The 9146-nt window shown below is 60.9% G+C and carries 10 protein-coding genes; 4 read left to right on the forward strand and 6 right to left on the reverse strand.

Going from position 1 to position 9146, the window contains the following annotated elements:
- The first annotated feature begins 1 nt into the window (after position 1).
- Together BM026_RS28305 and BM026_RS28310 are read left to right on the forward strand one after the other, a co-directional pair.
- The gene (locus BM026_RS28305; RefSeq protein WP_092243660.1) at positions 2 to 211 is read left to right on the forward strand and encodes a cbb3-type cytochrome c oxidase subunit 3; all 210 of its coding nucleotides are present in this window, start codon (positions 2 to 4) and stop codon (positions 209 to 211) included.
- A gap of 90 nt (positions 212 to 301) precedes the next feature.
- The gene (locus tag BM026_RS28310) at positions 302 to 994 is read left to right on the forward strand and encodes an aspartate/glutamate racemase family protein (RefSeq protein WP_092243663.1); all 693 of its coding nucleotides are present in this window, start codon (positions 302 to 304) and stop codon (positions 992 to 994) included.
- Here BM026_RS28310 and BM026_RS28315 read toward each other — a convergent pair.
- The 6 genes from BM026_RS28315 to BM026_RS28340 form a co-directional block, all read right to left on the reverse strand.
- Positions 991 to 1503, reverse strand: coding sequence for a GNAT family N-acetyltransferase (locus tag BM026_RS28315; protein WP_092243666.1), 513 nt, complete (start codon positions 1501 to 1503; stop codon positions 991 to 993). The two genes, BM026_RS28310 and BM026_RS28315, sit on opposite strands and share 4 nt — an antisense overlap.
- A 61-nt stretch (positions 1504 to 1564) precedes the next feature.
- The gene (locus BM026_RS28320) at positions 1565 to 2578 is read right to left on the reverse strand and encodes a DUF1176 domain-containing protein (protein ID WP_093530866.1); all 1014 of its coding nucleotides are present in this window, start codon (positions 2576 to 2578) and stop codon (positions 1565 to 1567) included.
- A gap of 62 nt (positions 2579 to 2640) precedes the next feature.
- Positions 2641 to 3363 (reverse strand): HNH endonuclease, encoded by a 723-nt coding sequence (locus BM026_RS29090; protein ID WP_139216851.1) that lies wholly within the window; start codon positions 3361 to 3363, stop codon positions 2641 to 2643.
- Complete coding sequence (locus BM026_RS28330; protein WP_092243674.1) at positions 3360 to 4637, reverse strand: AAA family ATPase; 1278 nt, start codon at positions 4635 to 4637, stop codon at positions 3360 to 3362. Before BM026_RS28330 ends, BM026_RS29090 begins: the two co-directional genes overlap by 4 nt.
- 102 nt (positions 4638 to 4739) lie before the next feature.
- Positions 4740 to 5879 carry a glycerate kinase gene (locus tag BM026_RS28335; protein ID WP_092243677.1) on the reverse strand — a complete coding sequence of 380 codons (1140 nt, stop codon included), beginning with the start codon at positions 5877 to 5879 and terminating at the stop codon, positions 4740 to 4742.
- A gap of 91 nt (positions 5880 to 5970) precedes the next feature.
- Positions 5971 to 7077, reverse strand: a complete 1107-nt coding sequence (locus BM026_RS28340; protein ID WP_092243680.1) for a sugar diacid recognition domain-containing protein — start codon at positions 7075 to 7077, stop codon at positions 5971 to 5973.
- A 160-nt stretch (positions 7078 to 7237) separates the two neighbouring features.
- Between BM026_RS28340 and BM026_RS28345 the strand changes: the two genes are divergently transcribed.
- Together BM026_RS28345 and BM026_RS28355 are read left to right on the forward strand one after the other, a co-directional pair.
- A complete protein-coding gene (locus tag BM026_RS28345; protein WP_093513256.1) occupies positions 7238 to 8548 on the forward strand; it encodes an MFS transporter in 1311 nt (436 codons plus the stop codon).
- Positions 8549 to 8881: 333 nt separating this feature from the next.
- The coding region (locus BM026_RS28355; protein WP_175507987.1) for a transposase at positions 8882 to 9146 on the forward strand (265 nt) is incomplete at its 3' end.

The raw sequence follows: 9146 nt of genomic DNA on the forward strand, positions 1-9146 counted from the left end.
AATGTGGGGCCTGTTGATGGTGGTATGCCTGTATGGCGCGGTGGAGTATTGCTTGCGCGGTCAATCGGACAAGAGCCTGGACGACGCCAGCCTGATGCCCTTTGCCGATGACCCGCAAGTGGCGCGGCGTGTGGAGTTGGCGACCGGCAAGCGGGTGCACGCAGTGGCACTGGATGAGGCCAGGCCCGGCTGGACCAGCCTGGACATGTGAAACTGCACCGGTCATTTCGCGGGCAACTGCGTATGACTAATCAATGGCCGATGGGTAAGGTGAAGCGACTTTCCTTGCCAGGAGCATCGCATGCGCACCATCGGCCTTATCGGCGGCATGAGCTGGGAGTCCAGCGCCGAGTACTACCGCATCATCAACCAACGCGTGCGCGACCAGCTCGGCCCGCTGCGCTCGGCACAACTGTTGATGTACAGCGTGGACTTCGGCCCGGTGGAGCAGGCGCAACATGCCGGGCGCTGGGATGACACCGCGCTGATCCTCGAAGACGCCGCGCGCCGTCTGCAAGCCGGTGGCGCCGACTGTGTGGTGCTGTGTACCAACACCATGCATTTGGTGGCGCCACGTATCGAGGCGGCAGTGTCGATCCCCTTCCTGCACATCGCCGATGCGGCGGGTGCGGCTGCCGTTGAGGCCGGCACGCTGACGGTCGGCCTGCTCGGTACGGCGTTCACCATGGAACAGGATTTCCTCAAGTCGCGCCTGGCCGCCCAGGGGCTGACCGTGCTGGTGCCGGAGGCCGACGAGCGCCAGGCCGTGCACCGGATCATCTATGAAGAATTATGCGTCGGCGTGATCAGCGAGGCGTCACGCAAAGTCTACCAAGGTGTCATCGAGTCGCTGGCTGCACGTGGCGCCCAGGCGATCATCCTCGGTTGCACGGAAATCGGTTTGCTGATCAAGCCTGAACACAGCGACCTGCCATTACTGGACACCACCGAGCTGCATGCGCAGGCTGCGGTGGCGTTTGCTTTGCAGGATTAAACCGACTGGCGCAGGCGCGCCATGCTCACGGTGTCGACAAACTGGCCGTCACGCAGGGCGTAATCACGCAATACGCCTTCGACCGCAAAGCCGAACTTGCGGTACAGCCGCTGCGCCGCTTCGTTGTCGGCGTACACCGTGAGTTCCACGCGGTGCAGGTTCATCCAGTTGTCGGCCACGTCCAGCGCGGCCGTCAGCAGCCGCGAACCGACGCCCTTGCCCTGCCACGCCGTTGCCACGCCCATGCCGAACGAACCGACATGAGCCTGGCGCACGCGCAGGTACTGTTCCAGGCCCAGCTGGCCGACCACCTCACCACCATGCAACGCCACCAGTTGCAGCCGCCGCTCGTTGTCCATCACCAGGCGTTTGCGCCACATCTCGACCGACTGGAAAGGCATTTGCAGCACCTGACGGCACACGGCCGGTTCGTTGTAGAGCGCAGCGACGCCTTCAAGGTGGGCCTCGGTGAAGCGCTGGATCACGATAGGGGGTTCAGGCGTGTGCATGGTGTTTCATCCTTTGAAAGACACGTGGCCGGCCAGTGTAGGGGCGACATTGAGCCGATGGCTAGGGGGCTGGCACGGTTGACCACAGCGACGGCCAGTCACCGTAACCGACCCCGGTGCAACGCGGCATCCGGTGGAACTCGCTGAGCTGGAAGCGCTTGCCGTCGAACACCCAGGAGGCCCCGCCGCCGCAATCACCGATGCCACGCTGCTTGTAGAAGTAACTCAGTGTGCCGGAAGCCTCGTCATAGCCGACCGAGCCTTGCAGCGCGGCGTCTTCCAGAGGCAGCGGCTGCAGGTCCATCAGCGTTTCGGTATAGGGCGCCTGCCGCTCACGGCTGCTGACATTGAACTCGCAGTTGTAGGCCGCGCAGTCATAACGTGTCACGGTCATTGCCTGGCGTGCCGTCAGGGCACCGGCTTTTGCCTCGGGTTCACCCTCTTCCGGCGTGACGGCCTGCAATGCAGCCGCCACCAACCCGGCCTGCTCCTGCGCGGTCAACGGCGGCGCTGGCGTAAACTTGCGCAATATCGGCGTTGGCGCCTGTGGTGGCACCTCGCTGGGCGCGCCCTTGCCAGGTCGAGCCAGGGCCGTCACGTTGTCCACGCGTCCCTGTACTGCATCCATCAACAGCAGCGAAGCACTCAACCCGCTCAGCGATACGTGCGCGGCGCCCTCGCCTGGCAACTGCAGGCGCTGGCCATTGCGCAGACGCTGCAACCAGCGCCGCGTCGCTGCGTCATCAATCACCCCGTACGACTGCACCTCGGGATCACCGCCCTGGCCGTCCAGCGTCAAAGTGGAAAGGTCAACGTCCTGACCTCGATGATCGAAGCGCAAACGCGGATACCCTTGCGGGCCGGCCTGATGCCAGATGTGCAACGTCAACGAGCTGTAGTCCTCTTCATCCACGCCGCTGGGCGCGCTGAGGGCATGACAATTGCGCAGGTTGTCGCAACCGACCACCCACTGCTTGATCTCACGCAGCAGCGGTACGGTTTCGGAGGGTGGTTGGGCGAAGACCGGGGGGGTGGCGCCAGTGAGTAACAGGACCAGGAAGGCGGGGCGCAGCATGGGGACTCTCCGTGTCGAAAAGGCGCGGATTGTCCCATGTTCGGGGTTTGTGGCGGTAGCTGTCAGGGTCTGGCTTGACCACGAACTCGGGCTGCGCGTTTTTCCAGGTTTTGCGCGTGACGCTCGGCTTGCTGCTTGAGGGCCAGGCAGTACTCAGGCAGGCAATGTTGAGCGTCTGGTTTTACGACGTCATCGGCCAGACGCCGAGCGGTTGCGGCAGAAATAGGCGTGCCGCGTGGTTTCAAACGGCCTTTGATGACGGCAGCCCGATCATTGACCAGCGTTGGATGGTTGAGTTTGAGCACTTCGACCGTGGCAATCGCCTCGGGAGTCAGGCCCTCTACATAACCATCACGGGAGTATCGAAACTGCCGCTCGATATTGGCTGTTAGCGGTGAAACAAACGGCTTTGTCACCGTGTTGTAATCGGCCTTTTCCACCGCGCCGTAGCCGCAAGCGACTTTGCTTTGACTGGACGGATAGCAGGCGACTAAGTTTTTGTAAGCAATGTTGCTGTCAGCCTGTTGGTGCTTTTGTGGAATGATGTGCTCGATATGGCAACTGAACTGCGTGCCATGATCTCGAGCCTGACACTCAACGGCTGTCGGCAGCCGTCGCAAGGTATAGGCGCATAAATGAAACTGTTCCTTCAGGAGCGCCTGGCGCACTGCTTCACTCGGGAAGGTGCTTCCCTTGCCGTAGAAAAGGTTGTGGGGGGTGTCGCGATTTACCCTTCGCCACTCAATCAATGCTCGTGGTTCAGCCCCTTTTCTGATCGACTTCACGCTTCGCCCTCTTCGATTGACCTCAGAGAGTCGATATTGGCTTGGGCTTCGAGCACATCAGGTATTTTCCCGACGCTCTCGCGTAATTGCGTTAGTTGGGCTTGGGCCGATTCGAGATTGTCATCGTCGAGATCGCGGTAGATTTTTCTGAGTTGATGACTGACATGTTTGTTCTGGGCAACGCCCCCCATCAGCTCTTCAATGACTTCGCCACTGCGAAGGCCCAGCGAGCGCTCTGGGTGGCCCAGATATTGACCGTCTTTCAAAAGCATCACGGCCCCGGCAGGCAGCTCACCCAGGATTTGCGGAGAATGGGTGGTAATGATGAACTGGCAATTGGGAAACGTGCGCTCAAGCTTTTCAACGACAGTACGTTGCCAGCCTGGATGAAGGTGCAGGTCTAGCTCATCAATAAGCACGACCCCCTTTCCTTTAAGCGGTTCAAGCACTTCTCGGTTGAGTAACGTAAGCCTGCGCGCCAGATCCCCGACCATCGCTAACAGACATTTCTCGCCATCAGAAAGCTGTAAAACGTTGAATTCAAGGTTTTCTTTAAGAACAGTCATTCTCAGGGTTGGCTTACGGCGAATCCTAACGTCCTTGAAACCAGTGAACGTTTCGATCGCATCACGAACTGCCGAAAGCTCCGAGTCTCGATACCCGGGCAAGTCGCGGCTGCGTTCATTTTCGAGATCTTCCTGATTGCGGAACCAAATGAAAAATCTCTTGAAGTCCGCACCTCCGTGGCCAAGTGCATCGTCATAGCCTTCAGCGATTGCATTGATCAAACGCTCCCTGACTCGTAACGGCACATCCAGAACAGCTCTATGGACGTCGTAATAAACAGCTAACGGCAATTCGACAGGCTCGCCGCCGATCAACTCGTAATTGAATGCACTGGTTTCAACAGGAGCAATAGCCCTGTTCAAACGCACCAAGTCACTACTTTGCTCTTTAGGATGCTTACCCTTACCGGAGCGTCGGTTCAACGCGATAGCCCAGTCGACCTCCTCATTAGCCAATGAGACTACAACCGCCAGGCGCGAGTAGTCTTTGCCAACTGTGATGTCGTCTTTGGAAATGGCTCTGGATTTCGAAGCTTGATCAATGATCCGGCATGTCAAATTCGAAAGCGTAATAGCCAACGCATCCAGAATCGAAGACTTGCCCACCCCATTGACGCCCACTAAAGCGACAGTCTGCCTACCCTCGAAATCGAGCTCCATCTTCTCGATACCGCGGAAATTGACAAGGGTAAAACGCTTGATCTGCATGATCGGCTTCCAACGTGCCTGGCCGGGTCAGCCAGTCCTCAAAGTAAGCACGGATCATAGTAATTATCGACTGATCTGTCACGACGCTGACGGTGGCCGCTATCAGCACTCCGTTGCTACGCGCCACACCCGTGCAATAGCCGCCGCGCGCTCGCGCAACAAACGCGGCGCCTCAGCGCAGGCCTGTTCCAAAGTCATCGGTCCTGAGGGCAAGGCAAATGCCGCATCCACGCCATGGGCATACATCTGCTCGTAGCCATCGCCCAAGGTGCCGGCGATCACGATAACGGGCACCTTGTGCTGCCGGGCGATGCGCGCCACGCCGAACGGGGTTTTGCCGCGCAGGGTCTGGGCGTCGAAACGGCCTTCGCCGGTGATCACCAGGTCGGCGCCGCGTACGGCGGCGTCCAGGCCGACCAGTTCGGCCACTACCTCTACGCCAGCGCGGAACTGCGCGCCGAGAAAGGCCTTGGCCGCAAAGCCCAAGCCACCTGCGGCGCCGCTGCCGGGTTCATCGCGTACATCCTTGGATAGCACGTTGGCGCAGTGATCGGCGAAGCGGCCAAGGGCAGCGTCGAGTTGTTGGACTTGCTCGGGATTCGCGCCTTTTTGCGGGCCGAAAATCGCCGAGGCGCCGTGGGGGCCGCACAGCGGATTGTTCACGTCCGCGGCGATTTCAAAGCGTACCTGCGCCAGGCGTGGGTCGAGGTGTTCCAGGCTGATCCGCGCCAGGCGCGCCAGGGCCAGGCCACCGGGTGGCAGCGGTTGGTCGTCGGCGTCGAACAGCTGCACACCGAGCGCCTGCATCGCGCCGGCACCGCCATCGTTGGTGGCACTGCCGCCAATCGCCAGGATGATGCGCTCAGCGCCGGCATCCAGTGCCGCACGGATCAGTTCGCCAGTGCCATGGGTGGTGGTGGTGCATGCGTCGCGCTGGCCCGGCGGTACCAACTGCAGGCCGCTGGCCTCGGCCATTTCGATGATCGCGGTGTGGCTGTCGGCCAACCAGCCCCAGTGTGCTTCAACTGCGCTGTCAAGCGGGCCACGCACGACGTGGTGGCGCAATTGGCCGTTGCACGCCGCGAGCACCGCATCCACTGTGCCTTCACCACCGTCCGCCATGGGGCATTGGACCAACTCGGCATCGGGCCACACCTGTGCCAGCCCTTCGGCAATAGCCTGGGCGACGCCTTCGGCACTGAGGCTGTCCTTGAACGAGTCGGGGGCGATGATGATTTTCATGGGCTTTCTCCGGTTTTTATAACCCCCATGCTGCCAGTTGGCACGGCTGCTGACGCCGGTCCAATGCACAAGTGTGGCGGTGCTTTGTTGTTCATTCCGACAAAGCCTGGGGCAACAGCTGTACGCCCAGGTAGAGGGCGAGCATGCCGTCCAGGGTCAACGGGTCGACGCCACTGAGTTCGGCAATCCGCTCCATGCGATAACGCAGGCTGTTGCGGTGAATACCCAGGGCGTCGGCGCAGGCCTGGCTTTGCCCGTCGTGTTCGCACCAGCTGCGCAGCGTGGCCAGTAGTTGGCCATTGCCGTCCTTGGCCAGCACTTTGCGCAGCGGGTTGAGCAGTTCGTCGAGGGCGTCGTCGTTGCGATGGCGCCAGAGCATTACCGGCAGGCGATAGCGGTTGAGCGTCAGCAAGCGTGACTGCGGCAACACATCGCGACCGTAGGCGAGTAAATCACCGACACGCCGATAGCAGCGACGCAGCCCCGCCAGCCCATCCGCTTGCCCGCCCACGGCGACACGCAGGACATGCCAGCCGAGGCCGTCGAGTTTTTCCAGCAGGCGCGGGTTGTCGACCGGCACCGCGGCTGGCCGGCACCACAACAATGAATACTGCGCCGAGCTGACACACCAGCTGTCCGGATAACGCGAGGTCAGCCAGCTACCCAACGCCTCTGCCGATTGCCCCGCGCCGAGTTCAAACAGATAAGGGGTGCGCGCCATCTGCGGCTTGAGCCCCAGTTGCTGGGCTTCGTCCACCAGGCGTGGCGAGTCGCCGGTTTCCGCCAGCAGCAGGGCCAGCAGGTCATCGCAACGCTGGCGCCGCCATTGTTGTTCGGCCTGCTGGTGGCGATGGCTCACCAGCATTTCGGCGGTCATGCGCACCAGTTCGGCGTAGGTACGCAGGCCTTCCGGTTCGCCGGTGATGCCCAGCACGCCGATCAGGCGGCCGTCGTGCAGCAGCGGCAGGTTGATACCCGGCTGCACGCCCTTGAGGTGCTTGGCGGTCTGGCCGTCGATTTCCACCACTCGGCCATTGGCGAGCACCAGTTGCGCGCCCTCATGGCGGGTATTGATACGCTCGGGTTCGCCGCTGCCGAGAATCAGGCCCTGGCTGTCCATGACATTGACGTTGTGAGGCAGGATCGCCATGGTCCGATCGACGATATCCTGCGCCAGGTCATGATCCAGCTCGAACATGCGGCTAAGTTCCTTGAAAGGATGATTGTTCATCGGCACAGCGCAAAGCAGGGTTCGCTGTGCGCAAGCACAAAGACAGCGGCCCGCCAGAGGGCCGAGACTCTTCAGGCGATCAACGTTACCCTCGCATCGCGAAAAATCATAATAAAGAGAGACTCCCATGTCACAGAGCGCCGCAGCCACACTGGCCACCGATGACGATAAAAACGCCATCTACAAGCGCATTACCCTGCGCCTGATCCCCTTCATTTTCATCTGCTATCTGTTCAACTACCTGGACCGGGTAAACGTCGGCTTTGCCAAGCTGCAGATGCTCGACGCGTTGAAATTCAGCGAAACCGTGTACGGCCTCGGGGCCGGGATCTTCTTTATCGGCTACGTGCTGTGCGGGGTGCCGAGCAACCTGGCGTTGACCAGGTTCGGTCCGCGCCGCTGGATTGCGTTGATGATGATCGTCTGGGGCACGCTGTCCACCTGCCTGCTGTTCGTCACCACACCGACGCACTTCTACACCCTGCGCCTGTTCACCGGTGCCGCTGAAGCGGGCTTCTTCCCCGGTGTGGTGCTGTACCTCTCGCAGTGGTTCCCGACGTTCCGCCGTGGGCGGATCATGGCGTTGTTCATGTCGGCCATTCCGGTGTCCGGTTTGCTCGGCAGCCCGTTCTCCGGCTGGATCCTCAACCACTTCGCTGCCGGCCAGGGTGGCCTTGCAGGCTGGCAGTGGATGTTCCTGCTGCAAGGCATCCCGACCGTGATTCTGGGCGCCCTTGCCTACTTCCTGCTCAGCGACAGTTTCGCCAACGCCAAGTGGCTCAAGCCCCACGAACGCGCGGTGCTGGAAGCCGACCAGGCGACTGACCTGGCCAATAAGCCGAAAACCACCACCGATTCGCTGGCCGAAGTGTTCAAGAACCCGGCGATCTGGGCGTTCGGCCTGATCTACTTCTGCATCCAGAGCGGCGTGTACGCCATCAACTTCTGGCTGCCGTCGATCATCAAGAACCTGGGGTTCAGCGATAACCTGGTGATCGGCTGGCTCAGTGCTATCCCCTACCTGCTGGCGGCGGTATTCATGCTGCTGGTGGGCCGTTCCGCCGACTTGCGCAAGGAGCGTCGCTGGCACTTGGTGGTGCCGATGCTGATGGGCGCAATCGGCCTGGTAATCGCGGTGAACTTCGCCACCACGCCGGCGATTGCGATCCTTGGCCTGACCATCGCCACCATGGGCGCCCTCACCGGCCTGCCAATGTTCTGGCCGGTGCCCACCGCCATGCTCAGTGCGAGCGCGGCGGCAGGCGGCCTGGCGTTGATCAATTCCATGGGCCAGATGGCCGGCTTCCTCAGCCCGTATATCGTGGGTTTTGTGAAGGATGCCACCGGGTCCACGGATGTGGCGCTGTACCTGCTGGCGGCGGTGATTGTCGCCGGCAGCGTGTTGGCGTTGCGGATGACGCGTACCCTTAAGGGCTAAGCGGCCTGCGTCAATAAGTGATTTTCGAATCGGGTGCTACGGGTTTCCCCTCCAGCACTCGCTTCTGGTCATCCGTCAGTGGTCTTTGTTCGGTGGGTTGCCGGCCTTGAATCGTGCCGATAATCGACTCGATGAGGGCGTTGGCCCCTGGGAACGGTGTGGGGTGATTTACTGTTGACATGGGCTCTCTCCAGAAAATGAACGTGAAGGGCTGCTCGGCTCGAGCAGCCCTCATGGGCTATGTGGTCTGCCGGACAATTTCGTTCAATCACCTTTCTCAGAGACTGTCAGAAATTTTGTGTTCGGGCATAACATGTAGCTAGAGGTGCATGTATGCCGACCAAAAAGAAGTCCGCCAATGCAACAGCGAGGGAGTTGCCCTCGATTCCCCAAGAGCTGATCGAGCAGTTTGTTAAAGGCCCGATGAGCGCCGAAGCCATTCAAGACGCGTCCATGGCGTTCAAGAAGGCTCTGATCGAGCGTGCGCTAGGCGCCGAGCTGGGTCACCACCTTGGTTACCCTCAGGGCGCGGAGCGCCCTGAGGAGTCGACCAATCAGCGCAATGGCAAAAGCAGCAAGACGGTTCTGACCGACGACG

This window comes from Pseudomonas sp. NFPP24 (assembly GCF_900112095.1).
Taxonomy (GTDB): domain Bacteria; phylum Pseudomonadota; class Gammaproteobacteria; order Pseudomonadales; family Pseudomonadaceae; genus Aquipseudomonas; species Aquipseudomonas extremorientalis.

Bases quoted from the DNA above. Each gene is read 5' to 3' on its own strand.
- BM026_RS28305 (WP_092243660.1), top strand. From the start codon at position 2: ATGTGGGGCCTGTTGATGGTGGTATGCCTGTATGGCGCGGTGGAGTAT.
- BM026_RS28310 (WP_092243663.1), top strand. From the start codon at position 302: ATGCGCACCATCGGCCTTATCGGCGGCATGAGCTGGGAGTCCAGCGCC.
- BM026_RS28315 (WP_092243666.1), bottom strand. From the start codon at position 1,503: ATGCACACGCCTGAACCCCCTATCGTGATCCAGCGCTTCACCGAGGCC.
- BM026_RS28320 (WP_093530866.1), bottom strand. From the start codon at position 2,578: ATGCTGCGCCCCGCCTTCCTGGTCCTGTTACTCACTGGCGCCACCCCC.
- BM026_RS28330 (WP_092243674.1), bottom strand. From the start codon at position 4,637: ATGCAGATCAAGCGTTTTACCCTTGTCAATTTCCGCGGTATCGAGAAG.
- BM026_RS28335 (WP_092243677.1), bottom strand. From the start codon at position 5,879: ATGAAAATCATCATCGCCCCCGACTCGTTCAAGGACAGCCTCAGTGCC.
- BM026_RS28340 (WP_092243680.1), bottom strand. From the start codon at position 7,077: ATGTTCGAGCTGGATCATGACCTGGCGCAGGATATCGTCGATCGGACC.
- BM026_RS28345 (WP_093513256.1), top strand. From the start codon at position 7,238: ATGTCACAGAGCGCCGCAGCCACACTGGCCACCGATGACGATAAAAAC.